We start from the raw sequence: 15,880 nt of genomic DNA on the forward strand, positions 1-15,880 counted from the left end.
CTCACTTTATGAGGGCTTATTTCATATTTACTTTCCAAATCTTTTACGGTATCCACATTTTCTACATAGCTCTTCAACTGCAACTCTTCTAGAAAATCCATCGACAATGTTTGTTGCTCTTTCGCCTTCTATAATGTTAGAGAATGAATCATTATTAATATTTCCAAGGTTAATAATCCCTTCACCATCTAAACAACAAGGAATAACCGTTCCGTTCGCTAAAATACCAGCTTGATTTCGAAGACCATGACAGAATCCTTTTCCATCATCCTCTTCTTCATGCAATGCTGGCCACTGGAATTCATAGTCTTGATTAATAAAGACGCGTTCCGCAATTTTTATACCTTTTCCTGGTGTAAGCTTCTCTTCAATTTGATAAGATAGATCAAACTCATTTTCAATGATGGATAATAACTCTCTATTTTTTTGGATTTCAGCATTCGTTTTATTATCCTGCGTTAAATTCCATAATCTTAGTGAAACAATTAAATCTGATTGACTTGTTGCCTCTCTAATGAAGGAAAGTATACTTCTTACATAGCCCTCTTTATCTTGTGAACCTGGGTGTCCATCAAAACTATGCAGTGAAAAATTCATTTGTCTTAAAGCAGGCTTATTTAACAGTCTATGCCTTCTCTTATTAATTAACGTTCCGTTCGTTGTAATATTAACTTTAAACCCTTTTTCATGGCTTAAATCTAACAATTGATCTATTTTCGGATGAAGCAACGGCTCACCCTTCACGTGCAAATAAATGTAGTCTGTGTGTGGTTTAATTTGGTCTAATCTTTTCGCAAAATCCTCCACAGAAATGAATTGCTTCTGCCTTTCCGTCGGCGGACAAAAGCTGCACGCAAGATTACATACACTCGTAATCTCCAAGTAAAATTTCTTAAACTTCTTCACCTTTAACTCCTCACTTCTATGACTACTTATACTTTTTCCTCTTCATATTACAGCATACTTTTTTAGAAATAGAAACATACTTATTTTAGGGAATAAGCTTTTACTACGTAAAATACCTCTTTAACCTCTTTTGAATTTCTAAAAGTTGCATATTACTATCATGTTTTCTATCTTTAATCTCTTGAATACCTCTCTCAAGGATTTCTTTCGCTTTCTCTTTTTGCCCTGATATCATATAAAAATCGCATACCTTTTCATAAAAAATAATTGGACTTCTTGTAGCATAATCTGCTGCAGTATCCCAGTCATCAATTTGCGAATAATATGGAATTCCAACATCCATTACACTATCTATAAATTCGCTAAATTCTGTCCTATCATATTCCACATTCGTAAGCTTCCAATACTGTTCCTTTCCTTTCCAGCCTGGAATATTCCACTCTGGATCTCCAACTACCGCATCGTTAACTGGTTTATCTCCCCATTGACCCTTATACCATTTTGAGTATTTTTTTGATGTAACATCCCACATGGTCCAAAACTCACAATAATTTTCAGAGTTCCATGTACTGAGCGAAAAACTAAAGGTTAATTCAAAATCACCTTGTTTACGAGAAAATTTAGGTACACTCTTTGCATAACGGAAGCCCAATCTTTGTAGTTTATCGACTAAAAAATTTTCTATATATAAACTTAGTAGTTGTTTTGGCTTCATACAGTTCTCCTATTACATATTATGAAATATAGAAAACGGCCACATCTGTAGCCGTTTAAATGTACTATTACTATTTATGATACGGTTCACCGTATCAGTTTTAACTGCAAACATTCCGTATCTCTTTTATTTCATATAAAATAAAAAACCTAAATTGTAATCCGAGCATTCTCCATATACTATTCAAATCAATTTAAGCGAATAGCCTAATTCTTCAACTTCTGTCAATACATTTTCAAACTCTGTTAATTGAATATAACTCCTGCTTCTTTCACTCCTATAATTTGAATACATTTTCAAATCCTCTAATTTATCTTTGTGAATTTTTTCCCAATCCGAGATATAAGAAGTAAACAAAACAAGATCAATAAAATCTGATAACAAAGGCAGTTTATTAATAGCTAATCTAAATTGATTATTCAACCCAAAGTGAATGTGGCATCTAGGATGAGTAAGCTCCGTAAAATCAGATTCCTTATTTGAATAATCCAGTCGCATATAGTTTGAATGATAAGTAAAATCTCTTGCTGTATCCATTTTTAAAGAATTCCAAAAGTCAATTTGCTCTTCTTCTGGAATATCTTCTTTCATCATTTCAAGTATCCCTTCTTCATATAATCCAGGATTAGGATAAAAATTTAAATTCGCTTTACTTACAACCCTCTCTCTGGTTGTTGGATGTTGAATAAATTCATAGTTTATTTGTATAAAACTATTATCTAAAAATAAGAACAAATATTCATTTTCATTATAGAATTTTAAAAAGTTCTCAACATATGTTTTTGTCTTATCAATTTTAGGCCCATTTAGGCGACTAGAGATTTTATTGACTTTGCAGCTCTTTCTATCCGAAAAAGAAGGATTAGCTATCAAATTAAATCCCATTAATTTTTTTATAGTCTCGCTTATATCCTTCTTTATAACATCATAGATATCAGGCATCGTTTTTCCCCTTAAATATCTCTTTTCTGAATTTTTCCAGTGCATCTTCGTCTAAAAATGCTTTTAATGCTCCTAAATCCCCAGTAGATAATATTTCATTAATTACCTCTGCCTGACTTTGTAATTGCTCAGTTTTCTTAGTATCAGTTGTTAAAAGATTTAAGCTATTAATAAACTCCTCTTCTTCCCTACTAGGGTATCTAAATTCAAATATTCCTTTTTTAACATCAGAATAAAGCCCCTCTAGCTCAATCCTAAATTTTTCAGCATTCTCACCATGACCAGACATAAATAACCAACCTTTAGATCTTGTCATTGAAATAAACAGCATATTTCTCAGGATTCTTTTTTTAAATGGTGTATTAGCCTCATATGCCTCTTCTACACCAATAATAAACACAATAGGTACTTCATTACCTTTAGCTCTTCTAACAGTCGTTAAAGTTACTGAATCCTCTTTAAAGAAATCCTTTGCCCCATCAATAATCCCTGGGATAGTACTCTCAATTTCCTCATTATATAATAATCCTTGCAAATCTAATAAACGTGCCTTCGCCCTAGAATGCATATCTACAACCATAATATCTTCTGGTCGAACTTGTTCTCTCAAAATCAATTCTTGAATTAAATTAGATACACTTACAAGCTCATCCTTATATGTATCAAATTTTTCATAATTCATAATATCAAATTTTGTATACTCTTTATTTGGGTTATTAGGGCTATTTTGTTCAGGCCTAATAATTTTCACTTGAGAATTATAGTTTAATTCACCATCTACCGTAAAACCAAGTGCATTCCAAGTGTTTTTGTTATTAATCATTTGAACTATACCATCACTTGAATACAACCCAAATCCCAATGCTAGTGCAGACATTAATACATCTTTATGATTTCTATATGATTTATTTAAAATATAATCATTCTCTGGTAACAGTGGCACTTTTTCTTCTTCATTTTCTAAGACACCAAAAAGTTCAGCAGAATCCGGAATCTTAACATCATTTGTAGTCTGTAAATCATCGTATGCCCAGATAATATTTTTAGGCTTCTTAGATACCTTTTCTACCAACTTAAAGAAACTTAAAGGTAAATCTTGTGCTTCATCTATTAATACCTGATCAAACTCTTCCTTCAAATCGTAATCCAACAAACGCTTACAGGCCTCTTCAAATTTATCCTTATACTGTAATAGATCCCTAACAGCCAATGGTTGAATCCCATTTGATTTACAAACATTATAGTAAAAACCAGCCCCAGTAGTTTTCCCACCCCATGCATGTATAACCTGTAAATTTTCAGGATTTAATTTCTCCCCAGTTAACTTACCGTAATATTTATTAACTAATTCTGTAACCTGTTTATATAAACTATGAGTAGAAAATACATAGGCAATTTTTGCTTGAGGATATTTTCTATGTAGTCTAGCAGCCTTTATTGAAAGTATAACCGTCTTACCGCTACCTGCTAGTCCTCGAATCCTCTGGGCACCCTCAGTAATAGTCATACTAGCATCTAATTGTTCTTCATCAAAAAGGTTAATTTGTTGATTATTATATGCAATAGCATCCCTTAAATTTGAAATAGGAGTGTCTACAAAATAATTCGATTCTTTATTTAAAATATTAGATTTCTGAATAACACTTTTTAGCTTAAGCCAACTATCATCACTTATTTCAACTTCAGGTAAGCATTCCGTCAATTCGATTGAACGATAATTAGAAAAAATAATTTCATTTACATTCTTACGTTTTAAATCAACCTTAACTTCAGTACTGTCTAACATTGGAAAAATAACAATATTAGTGATAGGAATCTCATCATAAATATCATTAGAAGGTAACTCAATATCATTCTTTAATTTGAAACAGTAATCCGCAAAATCAATAAAGGCATTTTTTTTCTTCAAACCATTTATCATCCAATATTTATCTGTAATTTCGGTTAAAGTTTCTTTAGTATGCTCATAAACCTTGATTATAACTATTCCATATTTCTTAGAACAAATTGTAAATGTAGGAAGTACATTAGATGCTGTCCAGTAATCCGGTTCTTGATAATACGCAATGGCTTCATGATTATTAAATTCATCTTGTAAGTACGTTTGTATATGTTGGGCTAACTTATCGTTATTAAACGCTATTTTGTCATAGATTTTTATCTCCATATTCACTACTCCTTAAAAAATACTCTATAAGTATCAAAATTAATTTGTTCTCTATAATATCTCTTGAACTAAATTATACGTTAATTTAAATTAACTTTCCGTATAATTTTTGTAGCTACTTTACTGCTAGTATCTTCATATAGGTACGACTTAATTAAATCTTTTTAATGTCTTTTAAATGGTCTAAAGAGAGATGTAAATCAAAAAATATGCACTATTTAAACGGACAGTTTCATACTAATATTGGTATAAAACTCCTAAAAAATAGATGACTGTAACTAAGATTATGACCTTAATTTAAATCTTTTCCATCCATATCTACTATAATATTGCCAATTAACTGCATAGTAATACTATATAAATCTATTAAGCAATTAAAAATACATTATAACTTATTGTATAATTGTTATTATTAGTAAAATCGTACAAAACTATATTACATATGGAAAGGAATCTATAGAATGAATCACTATTTAGTTGCAAATCCACACATCCGAAGCAATATTAATTTAAGAGATCCACAAATTTTTGCATATGAAAAATTACAAAACTTTTTTTCTGAGGACAACTCAAATAGAACCGCATTGGTTGTTTTACCTACAGGTTCAGGTAAAACTGGATTAATGGCAATTGCTCCCTATGGAATAGCCAAAAAAAGAGTTCTAATTATAACCCCTCAAACCGTTGTTAAAGATACTGTACTAGGTTCACTTGATCCTATGTATCCATTGAACTTTTGGTTATCTACGAAAGTATTTTCAGGTAAGTATGAATTGCCAACTGTGATTGAGTATTCAAAGGATTTAAGCCCGGATATACTAGAAAGTTCGGATTTAGTAATTTTAAATATACATAAACTACAAGAACGACTAGAGAGCTCTTTATTAAATAAAGTTGATAAAGATTTTTTTGATATGGTCATTATTGATGAAGCCCATCATTCAGAAGCTTATACTTGGAAGAAAACAATTGAATATTTTTCTGATTCAAAGATACTAAAAGTAACTGGCACCCCATTTAGGAGTGATGGTATTAAAATTGAAGGTGAAGAGGTTTACCGTTATAAATTAGGACAAGCTATGGCTAATGGATATGTCAAAACCCTAGAAAGATTTGTCCATATTCCAGAAAAAATGTTGTTTACACTAGATAAAGACGATAGTAAGTATTATTCCCTAGAAGAGGTAATGAAAATTAAGCCTGAAGATTGGGTTCGCAGAAGCGTTGCCTTATCTCCAGAAAGCAATCTTAGTGTTGTTGAGCGATCAATTGAATTATTAAATGAAAAGAAAAATAAAACTAATAATACCCCACATAAAATTGTGGCCGTAGCTTGTAGTATTGAGCACGCACAAAACCTTAAAGAAATTTACGAGCAAAAAGGGTTAAATGTAGCTATAGTACACAGTAAAATGGAGAAAAAAGATTTAAAAGAAGAATTTTCTAGGATTGATTCGCATCAGGTTGAGGTTGTCGTAAACGTTGCGTTACTAGGCGAAGGATATGATCACAAATTTTTATCTATTGCTGCTATTTTTAGACCATTTGGATCTGACTTGCCATATCAACAATTTATAGGTAGGGTTTTGAGGTCTATATCCCCAAGTGATGGTTATAAAATAAATGAAGAAGATAACATCGCACAAGTCGTACACCATAGAGAACTTAAGCTAGACGATTTATGGTTAAATTATAAAACAGAAATTGAAAGAAGTGAAGTAATTAAAGAGATAAAGAAAAAGGCTAAAAAGGAACGAGAACTTAAACCAACGACACCATTAGATGAATTAGAATTTGGGTATACATCGGAATCTAATGACTTTAATATGAACGTTGATGCTTTTATGGACACCGAACTTATTAAAATGAGGGAAAAAAAATTAGCTGATGAACAAAAGAGAATTCAAAAATTAATGTCTGAATTTGGTGTTTCAGAAGAAATGGCTAAGAATTTAAGTAAGCAAATGGATGTAAAAAACGACATTCAAACTGAAAAACTATTGCGTCCCGATTTATATCAACAAAATTTGCGTTCCCTACTAAATGCAAAAATCAACGAAGAAATTATACCAGATATACTTTCTCACTTTAAAATTGAAGTTAATAGTGACGAAATCACCAAGGTTCGACATAATTTTATTGCTAATTCTAATAAATTACCCTACGATAAAAAAGATGATAATGGTGCTACACTAGCGAAATACTTTAATATGTCTTTACGCTTATTTAATAATAAAAAACGTAAAGATTGGGATTTAGATGACTATGAGAGAGCATTAAAACAAATTGAAACTTACAACGAATTTATTTTATCGGAGTTAAAATATCATTTAAAGGAGAATTAATATGAAAGATTTAATTGAGCGTTTATATGATGAAACTTATTCACCTAAGATAACGCCACAAACACTTCTAACTAATCTTAATTTATCCAATTATTCTGCAATCAATTATAAAAAAGAAACATATTTTTTAGTTGCTTATGTTTCCTGTTATTTAGAAAATGGCTCTATTGCTGAGTACAAATATTATTTTAAAGAGGATTTATTGTATAAACTTGAGTCAGAAATCGAAGGTGTTACAGAAGTAATTTATGATCGAGAGATAGAAAAGCAAAAACTAATTGCGCAATTGAAGCGTAACACTCCAAAAAAACTAGCTTAAAAATATATACCAATTCTAATACCCTATTTTCAAATAAAAACGAACTTCAAAATCAAATGAAGTTCGTTTTTTGCATCAATATTCCTTTTCACCTAGATTTTTCAGTATTGCGTTTATTTTCCTTGATTTCTACTTTCTTACTCATATTTACATAATATAGTTGTTATGTTGATGAATTTTAAAACATTTCTTATTTTGAGATTTACGTTAATGACTTACCTACAAATTATTGAAAAACTAAAAGAGGATGTTCCATATATGGAAGCATCCTCTTGTCCATTAAATATATACTTTTTAATTTGATCATCAAATGTAAATGTGATCCCCTGTAATTTCCTATGTTCATCCAATTCAATTTTTTGAATTACTAAATTCAAAATTAACTTTTTCTTTTCATTCTCTACCTTAGTTAATACCTGATTAAATTTAGCCAAAACCCTTTTAACTAATTTATAATCAATAGGTTCTATCTGCTCTTCTGAAACACTTTGCTGAAGTTTATCCCTTTCTTTTAAATTACATTTTATTTGATTAGAAAGGCTTTTCACTCGCTCAGATAAATCCTCCTTTTCAAAAATACCTTCTTCGTACAAATCGAATATTTTATTCTTTTTCAATTCCAATTCTTTAATTTTTTTATCTATATATTCTAAACGCTCTTTTCTTGGTTTTGTAATATTCTGTCTTTTTTTATTCATCCGATCTACGACATCTTTTAATATAGTCTTAGTAAGTAGTAGTTCTCGTATTTTATTAAAAACACATTCCTCAATTTCATTTTTCCTAACTCCATTGGAACGACAAGCGGCAATCCCCTTATTTCTCCATTCACCACAAAAATAATACTGATGTATTTTATAGCTTCCGTCCTTAAGTTTTCTTTTAGTTTTTCCAGCTACCATAGAGCCACCACACTGTGGGCACTTCAAAATACCCGTTAATGGATATGAACCACTATAATTTCTAACTGGTTTATAAGATTTCTTTTTATATAAACTTTGAACCTTATCCCACAAATCTATATCAATAATGGCTTCATGCTCCCCTTCAACTAATATGATTTCCTCACTCTTTCCCTTCCTTCTTTTTTCACTCCAATTCTGCATTTTATTATAACGAATTTTCCCAATATACAATGGGTTATGTAAAATGTCCCTAATTGTTGCAATTGCAAACATATTTCCTTTTTTACTCCTATACCCTAATTTATTTATGTGATTTACTAAGCTTTTTAGTCCCTTTCCACCTGCATATAAATTAAAAATCATTCGAACTATCTCAGCTTCTGCCTCTACAATTTGTAATTTAGATTTTTTGCTATCTCCATTATCCTTAACAGATTTATACCCCAATACTTGTCCACCATTCCATTTGCCTAACCTAGCTCGCTTTTTCATGCCCATTTGTACATTTTCAACAATTGTTTTTCGTTCAAATTCCCCCAAAGAAGCAAGCACACTTAATAATAATTTCCCAGCTGCTGTGGAAGTATCAAACTCTTCCGTACAACTTTTGAAACTTACGTTACTCTTTTCTAGAATATCTACGACCTTTAGCAAATCTAAGTTATTTCTTGCTAAACGATTTGTTTTCCAAACCCATACTTCTTCAAACTCCCCTGATTTTGCATCCCTTATTAATTGTTGCAATTGCACACGCTTTTCAATGGATTTTCCACTTATCCCTCGATCCACATATTCCCTAATAACTATCCTTTCCGCCAATTTACATTTTTTCTTAACGGTTTCAATTTGTGCATCAATAGAATAACCTTTTTCTGCTTGTTCCGTTGTCGAAACTCTAGCATATATCGCTACCTTCTTCACGTTCTTCATCCTTTCCAATATACATATAGTCAACTAATACATCGCACAAGATATCGATTAAATCACTATACTTAGTTGCATCATTTATCATCATTTTCCTCCCCCCTTTCACTATAGAAATACGTATCCAAAAATATAATATATATATAAATTCCATACATTTACGTTTACTTAAGTTCTACATGTAGCTAATTATGTAGTAAATAATTAGCTATAAATCTACCCTATGACTCAAAATATCCGCATAAAATCAATGCTTTTAGCTATAAGGTAGATAATGTAGACAATCTTTTTAAAAATCCTTTTCTATCCTATCCTTTAAGGTAATTCCTAAATATCCTTCTAATGGAGTGGATTTATTATATCTAAATTTCTTTTTCTCTAATGATAAGCCATTTATTTGATTGAAAAATTCCAATTTTCCCACTGCACCCAAACAATTATTTGTACAGTATTGATAATAACTATGATATAGATCCTTCTTATGAATTCGTAACCTATAATCATTTCTATCTAATAGGCAACATTGCTGAATGAATGAGATAACTGTATTTACTTCTTCTACATATTTATTTTTAAAATCAGTAGAGCTTTTACATGTAGTAAATATAAAATTATTTTTAATCAATCTTTTTAGTCCTTTTATAGCCCAATAAACAATGTAATCCTTCTCCCTAAGCATTTTTTCTTTTAGCTCTAAATCTCTTTTATGCTCTGGGATTGTATTATTAAATGTTACAAAAATTATCCGATCAAAAAATGCAGAAGTACTATCTAAATTCTTTAATAATGGCATCTGGTTCCCTGCAAATACTAATTTCGCCTTATTTTTAAATACAAATGGATCTCTTCCTTTTCTTTCACCTATAATGTCATCATTACCAGTCAGAGCCTTAATCGTATTTAATCCTTTAAGCTCTCCTTCATTCAATTCACCCGATATATTTAACTTTGCCTCAAATAGATTAGCTGTCATGAAACGATCACCTAACTTATGTAATGGTATTGCTGATGTATATTCACTACCTATAATCTCTTTTAATAAGTCTAATAATGTACTCTTGCCTGTATGTGGTTTCCCAATAAAAACAAAAAATTTCTTTGCATTAAAAAAATTAGAGATTACATATCCACATATTTCTTGAAGTAATTTCCCTTTATCCTCATCGCCCTCAATACATTGATTTATAAATCCCCTGAATGTTTCCCCTCTATTTTTGTTCATATTCGTATAATAGTTAGCTTTAATATAACTTTTAAAATTAAATTTAGGTGAATGCTCATATAAATCACCATTATTTACATCCAACACATAATTTTCAAAATTAACTAGACCTGTATACTTATCAAAACTATCACTATTAATTTGTAGTACATGACTTCCCTTTAATCGATCAATCACATCATCTACCTTATACTTAGTTAGTTGTCGTTCAATCCATTCAGGCCATCCCTTCCTAATTATTACCTTTAATTCACTAGGCGTTAATTTTTTAAAATAACCGTATTGATTTATGTATAAATACACATCATCTTGATGTACTCTAAATTGCGCCCGTTCTAATAATTTTTTATAAATGTCATAATCCACATTAGTTTTATTTACTTTCTCATTCTCACTTTCTTTAAACCCTTTATTATCACTTTCCTTATTTTTAACTTTTTGCTTACTACTCGATTCTTTAGTACCCTTATCTACATTGCTACTTTGTTTTTTTACACACCCTTCTATATTGCTTACTGTATAAGAAGCAAATATATCTGTAATATTCCCGACGTTATTACTAAATTCTTCAACAAAATCTTCATTTTGCTTTCCCTTTCCTTGAGTATTAATTTGTTCTTCTTTATTATCATCGAGATTTATAGTTATATATAATTTTTCATCAATAGAATTCTTCATCTTAAACATCCAACCTCCCTTGACCCATATATTACATATTAAAAACTCACTTACATATTGGTTAAAAATGAAAATATGCTAGTGGAAGCCTTGATAACACTAAAAAAACGTTATTTCATAAAAGAAATAACGTTTCATAATTTTTTTATTTAGACGACATCCGTACGCTTCGCCATTTTGCTTTGACCCTCTCTACTATTTCAAATGAGTATGCGGACATAATTGATTCAATATCCATTTCCAATTCTGCACATATTTTAGCTGTATCTGTAATATCTCTAATGAAAAATTGATCGGCTTCTTTTTTTGTTGATTGAATGCTAGAGATTCGCAAATAGATACTCTTATATAGCTTTAGATTATTTACCTCTAATTTTTCATATTCATCCATCATTTCACTAAAATTGAAAAGTCTTTTCTTCCCTAATACCTCATATGTGTATAATCTTCGTTTTAAATCCTTAATATTTCTAAATTCTTCTTTCAAACTTATTTGTTGATTGACTTCCTTCAATACCAAGGAACGATTTTTTTTATTTAATATTCTTCCCTCTATATATTTTTTTGTAAATTCTGGATATACAATTGCCAACATATATACATCTCTTAAAAGCAATTTAAGGGATTTGTATTTACGCTCATCAAATAAATCACCATTTTCTATTAACTGCTTTGCTAAATATAATTTTAAATTAATATCTTCTATAATACATAATGAAGCTAATATATTTAAAAAATCTCCCTCATAAGATGAATCAATCTTATGTAAATTTTCATTTACTAGTTGATAACACCTAAAAATAAATAGCATATTGGAAGCATTCTCAAATTGAAACATATCTTCATTACATACTAATCCATCTAATTGATTTAGCATTTTCAAAAAAGATATGATATTTCCCTTTAATATTCCTATATCCTTCACTTCATTTAATTTATCTCCTTCTTTATTAAAAGGTTTTTTATGTCGTTTTAGCCAGTCCTTATATATATTAAAAAACATACCTTCATTTTTTATATAATTTAGTGATTTTGTCACTTGAGTTGTATTCTTAATTGCTTGCATTATTTTTTCTTTTTCTTTAAAAGCAATTGTTTCAACTTTATTATTTAAAACATGTCCAAAGCTTTCATAATATGTTTCGAGAGAATTACAAAACTCCTTATCCAAAACTTCCCCAAACGTTAAATTCACTATTACTTCTTCATTATATTTTTCCATTAATTTAATATCGTCATCAGAAAATAAGCATTGCTCTTGTAATAATTTAAAACTGGAATATTCTAGTATATATTTCTTTACAATCCCAGGGTCTAGATCTAAGCCCTTACATAAATCATTAAAATGATCTCCAAATATAATTGATTCAACTGATTCTTTACCTGCCTCTTTCCCCTCTCTTATACCCGAATATCCCAATAATTCATCAAACGTATTCATTATTACACCTTCCCCCCTTTTACTAATACATAAAATAGTCTCTCTAATATAAATTTCTTTAATTTAGTTTGCTGTCCCAACTTCAACGGTAAATTGTATCACGATAGTTATAATACAAACTTCAAATCCTTATATATGCCCTGCGCTCAGCATAAGGTTTACACAACTCACAAACTTTAATAAAATTACCATTATCACTTAAATAAGCTTGTAACAAAAATGATTTTCTCTTGCATAGCGTACATTCATTTTCAAGTGAATTTTCTGCAATTACTTTTCTATTTCTATAAATTGGTTTCTTTCTTATTCTAGATGGTTTAGAATGTAAATTTCTCTTCATACAATCTCTCCTCACGTTATTTATTCCTCATGTATATTGCATTTTAAATCTTGAATTATTTATCAGAAAAATACTCTATGCATGTTTATTAAGAAATTATAAATATGTATCCTCATTTAATATTAAATATATTATACCTAATTGCTCTAACTTATTTAGCTAAAAAATTATAAAATAAGGATATATTATATTTAAAATATAGTATTCCAATCCACTTCCGGCTGAATGATAATTTGATTATTTAATCGGAAGTATAAAATTTAAATTTTACAGTATCCCACTTATATTTTTATATTTTGATAAAAGGATATTTAAAGCATTTAATGACAATGAGTTAAAAGTCTTTAAAGTGGGGCTCAAATAAAGAATATCAAAAAATGCTTAGAGGATTATATAATGGGATATTTAAGAATATAATCCTCTTACTTTAATATGTCTTTCTATGTTACCAGCCTCATATATGGACTGCCTATCGGCATAGGCATCTAACCTTATAATATATAAATGTAATTTTTATATTTTCATTATTTAGCCACTAGTGAGATTGAACCTAGTGGCTAAATAATTCATCATATACTTTCAATCTTTGTCTTTAAACAGGATATCCCAAATAAATTCAATTACCTCTTCTATAAGCTCTTCATAATCATTATTTCCAGGTAAAAAGCTCATTTCATTCCCTCCCTAGAGTTTATTTTAATAATTCTTTAATTACTTTTTTCACGAAGATGGTAACAACTATTTTTGGAATGCTACTTTTCATATATATCCCTCCTTTTTAACAAAAAAGGACGAAGGCAAACAAGAAAGATTAAAGAAAATAATGAATTTGTATCTTGTATTCGGCAATCTAATCCCAATACAATTACTATTCAACTATTTCTTTATATACTTCCTTGATGACTTCGTCCAAATGTTTAATAAATTATTATTGATTACACCATCATTATTAACTTATTTTATAATATACATACTTAATTTATTATTTTTTGAGCTTGGTTTGCAGTTACTTGTGATACGGTTCCCCACGATTAATACGAAATGCCCTATACACTTGCTCAAGCAATACTAATCGCATTAATTGATGTGGTAATGTCATCTTTGAAAAAGAAAGTGATTCATTTGAACGCTTCATTACTTCTGAACTTAATCCAAGTGATCCACCAATTACGAATGCAACTTTACTCTTCCCATATGTAGCAAGACGATCTAAGCTTACCGCAAATTCTTCTGATGATTTTTGTTTTCCTTCTATCGCTAACGCAATCACGTGCGTATCATCAGAAATTTTATCCAGTATACGTATTCCTTCTTTTTCTTTTACAATTAACATTTCTGCTTCACTTAAATTTTCTGGTGCCTTTTCATCTGGCAATTCAATTACTTCTACTTTCGCGTATGCAGATAATCGTTTTAAGTATTCTGCTATACCTTGTTTTAAATATTTTTCTTTTAATTTCCCAATTGAAATAATCGAGATATTCACACGTATTCCCCACCTTACAAACATGTTATCCACATAACTTATCCACATATCCACAATTGTTACCCACATATTGTGTGAGAATCTGTGTTCGATACAACATATGTCGCCTCATTTTGACAAAATTCACATGTTTTTTTCTCTTTTTCCGAGTTATCCACATTGTTAATAACTGGCGGAACTTCACACTCATCCACAATAATATCTAAAGCTAATTCAACATGTTCTAAACAACAAGGTAAATTCATATTCTTCACCTCACTTTTCTACAATAGAAAACAGGAGGTAGGCCCTCCTGTTTTTAATACTTTTGAATGCCTAGTTTAACCGTTGTTGTTGCTCGTTTTGTACCACGATAAAACGTAAGAGTCATTTTATCATTAATTTTTTTATCATATAAGGCCGTACGGAATCCGATAATATCGCGAACCGGCTTTCCATCTACTGCTACAATCACATCGTGTTCTCGTAAACCAGCATCTGCACCTGGCGAAGGGCTTTTCACATCTAAAATGCAAACTCCCTCTGTTACATTGCCTGGTAAATGCAACGTTTTTGACCAATAGTAGTTTGGAATCTCATTTAATGATCTAAGTTCAATTCCAACATACGGTCTTCTTACTTTTCCATACTTCTCTAATTCATTCATAATTGGAACAGCTCTAGTAACAGGAATAGCTAGTCCAATTCCTTCTACTTCTTTTGCAGCAATTTTCATTGAGTTAATACCAATTAATTGACCTGCTGCGTTTACAAGCGCACCACCACTATTACCCGGATTAATTGCTGCGTCTGTTTGCAATACTTCTACTTGCCAATCATAATGTCCATCTTGATCTAAATCTACAGGGACAATACGCTCATTAGCCGAGATAATACCTTGTGTGACGGTTCCAGAAAATTGTAGCCCGAGCGGGTTTCCAATCGCAATGACTGGTTCTCCTCTACGAACAGTATTAGAATCGCCAATCTCAATTACTTTTTTCACATGCTTTGCATCTATCTCTAGTACAGCCAAATCTGTGACTACATCGGTTCCTAATACCTTTCCAGGAACCTTCTTACCATCACTTAAACTTACTTCAATACGATTTGCTCCAGCAACAACATGATTATTCGTTACAATATAAGCTTGACCATCTGTCTTCTTATAAATTACACCTGATCCCGTACCTGCTTCTGAATCTGCCTCTGAAAAATTATCTCGTTGAATATTAATAACTCCAACAACAGCTTCAGACGCACGATCAACAGCATCCACAAAGCTAATCTGTTTAATACCTTGAGCTTCCGCCATATTACTTCCACTTGCTTCAGCTTGCGGAAACGCGTCCGTATCATTTGAAAATAAAGGAGCTCCAAATGCAAATAACGAAGCTCCTACAATTGTTCCTGCTATGCTAGAAATAACAATACCTTTATGCTTCTTTTTCTTTGCACGTTTCATACGATAATTTTCTCCATCAATAAAGGACATATTTGTTCACCTATCT

The 15,880-nt window shown here is 30.5% G+C and carries 13 protein-coding genes; 2 read left to right on the top strand and 11 right to left on the bottom strand.

Going from position 1 to position 15,880, the window contains the following annotated elements; translation table 11 throughout:
- Positions 1-27: 27 nt before the first annotated feature.
- From AC2CGR_RS22075 to AC2CGR_RS22090, 4 genes are all read right to left on the bottom strand, one after another.
- The gene (locus AC2CGR_RS22075) at positions 28-906 is read right to left on the bottom strand and encodes a radical SAM/SPASM domain-containing protein (protein WP_000713634.1); all 879 of its coding nucleotides are present in this window, start codon (positions 904-906) and stop codon (positions 28-30) included.
- 103 nt (positions 907-1,009) lie between these two features.
- Positions 1,010-1,621, bottom strand: a complete 612-nt coding sequence (locus AC2CGR_RS22080) for a hypothetical protein (RefSeq protein ID WP_131101218.1) — start codon at positions 1,619-1,621, stop codon at positions 1,010-1,012.
- A gap of 183 nt (positions 1,622-1,804) precedes the next feature.
- Positions 1,805-2,563, bottom strand: coding sequence for a DUF2290 domain-containing protein (locus AC2CGR_RS22085; RefSeq protein WP_484481145.1), 759 nt, complete (start codon positions 2,561-2,563; stop codon positions 1,805-1,807).
- The gene (locus AC2CGR_RS22090; RefSeq protein ID WP_484481146.1) at positions 2,556-4,730 is read right to left on the bottom strand and encodes a DEAD/DEAH box helicase; all 2,175 of its coding nucleotides are present in this window, start codon (positions 4,728-4,730) and stop codon (positions 2,556-2,558) included. The genes AC2CGR_RS22085 and AC2CGR_RS22090 overlap by 8 nt, the downstream gene beginning before the upstream one ends.
- 461 nt (positions 4,731-5,191) lie before the next feature.
- Between AC2CGR_RS22090 and AC2CGR_RS22095 the strand changes: the two genes are divergently transcribed.
- Both AC2CGR_RS22095 and AC2CGR_RS22100 read left to right on the top strand, forming a co-directional pair.
- Complete coding sequence (locus tag AC2CGR_RS22095) at positions 5,192-7,075, top strand: DEAD/DEAH box helicase (protein ID WP_484481147.1); 1,884 nt, start codon at positions 5,192-5,194, stop codon at positions 7,073-7,075.
- A 1-nt stretch (position 7,076) separates the two neighbouring features.
- Positions 7,077-7,394, top strand: coding sequence for a hypothetical protein (locus tag AC2CGR_RS22100; protein WP_484481148.1), 318 nt, complete (start codon positions 7,077-7,079; stop codon positions 7,392-7,394).
- A gap of 215 nt (positions 7,395-7,609) precedes the next feature.
- Here the strand turns inward: AC2CGR_RS22100 and AC2CGR_RS22105 are convergent, their stop codons facing one another.
- From AC2CGR_RS22105 to AC2CGR_RS22135, 7 genes are all read right to left on the bottom strand, one after another.
- Positions 7,610-9,220 carry a recombinase family protein gene (locus AC2CGR_RS22105; protein WP_484481149.1) on the bottom strand — a complete coding sequence of 537 codons (1,611 nt, stop codon included), beginning with the start codon at positions 9,218-9,220 and terminating at the stop codon, positions 7,610-7,612.
- Positions 9,221-9,512: 292 nt separating this feature from the next.
- Positions 9,513-11,123 (bottom strand): DNA primase family protein, encoded by a 1,611-nt coding sequence (locus AC2CGR_RS22110; protein ID WP_484481150.1) that lies wholly within the window; start codon positions 11,121-11,123, stop codon positions 9,513-9,515.
- A gap of 145 nt (positions 11,124-11,268) precedes the next feature.
- Positions 11,269-12,564: a hypothetical protein gene (locus tag AC2CGR_RS22115; RefSeq protein ID WP_484481151.1), complete on the bottom strand. Its 1,296-nt coding sequence runs from the start codon at positions 12,562-12,564 to the stop codon at positions 11,269-11,271.
- 121 nt (positions 12,565-12,685) lie between these two features.
- Positions 12,686-12,904 carry a hypothetical protein gene (locus AC2CGR_RS22120; RefSeq protein ID WP_484481152.1) on the bottom strand — a complete coding sequence of 73 codons (219 nt, stop codon included), beginning with the start codon at positions 12,902-12,904 and terminating at the stop codon, positions 12,686-12,688.
- A gap of 1,006 nt (positions 12,905-13,910) precedes the next feature.
- Positions 13,911-14,390, bottom strand: coding sequence for a 23S rRNA (pseudouridine(1915)-N(3))-methyltransferase RlmH (gene rlmH / locus AC2CGR_RS22125; RefSeq protein ID WP_001027003.1), 480 nt, complete (start codon positions 14,388-14,390; stop codon positions 13,911-13,913).
- A 59-nt stretch (positions 14,391-14,449) separates the two neighbouring features.
- Positions 14,450-14,635 (bottom strand): CxxH/CxxC protein, encoded by a 186-nt coding sequence (locus AC2CGR_RS22130; protein ID WP_001052835.1) that lies wholly within the window; start codon positions 14,633-14,635, stop codon positions 14,450-14,452.
- Between the two features lie 53 nt (positions 14,636-14,688).
- Positions 14,689-15,864 (bottom strand): S1C family serine protease, encoded by a 1,176-nt coding sequence (locus AC2CGR_RS22135; protein WP_001977497.1) that lies wholly within the window; start codon positions 15,862-15,864, stop codon positions 14,689-14,691.
- Between the last annotated feature and the right edge of the window lie 16 nt (positions 15,865-15,880).

This window comes from Bacillus sp. LSHTCR4 (genome assembly GCF_057197025.1).